This is a genomic window from Paenibacillus popilliae ATCC 14706 (assembly GCF_000315235.1).
Taxonomy (GTDB): Bacteria; Bacillota; Bacilli; order Paenibacillales; family Paenibacillaceae; genus Paenibacillus_B; species Paenibacillus_B popilliae.
On sequence record NZ_BALG01000551.1, the window covers coordinates 1 to 284 of the forward strand.

1 protein-coding gene is annotated in these 284 nt (G+C 42.6%); it reads right to left on the minus strand.

From position 1 onward, the window contains the following. Window positions 1–258 (minus strand): hypothetical protein (locus tag PPOP_RS19110; protein ID WP_006288363.1); only part of this gene is annotated, 258 nt, incomplete at its 3' end. Between the last annotated feature and the right edge of the window lie 26 nt (window positions 259–284).

Consider the following 284-nt stretch of genomic DNA (forward strand, 5'->3'; position numbering starts at 1 on the left):
CGCCTGTGACGGCTCGTGCTTTATATAGCTATCAATAACGATGCGTTCATCAATTGGGGCTGTCTTCGGTTTTGAGACGTCGATGTGGTACAAATTGACGTCTCGGAAATTATTTTCGTTGTAGCCGTATGGGAGATCTAAGTAATCGATTTTTTCAGGGCGTAAACCGCTCTTAATATTTCCCGACATCTCACCAAACGTTCCGTTGAGTACCTTTCCTGTTTGTGCATCGTAAATTATCCTGTGACCAATTTTCATCCCCAAGCCTCCCAATCAATATATTT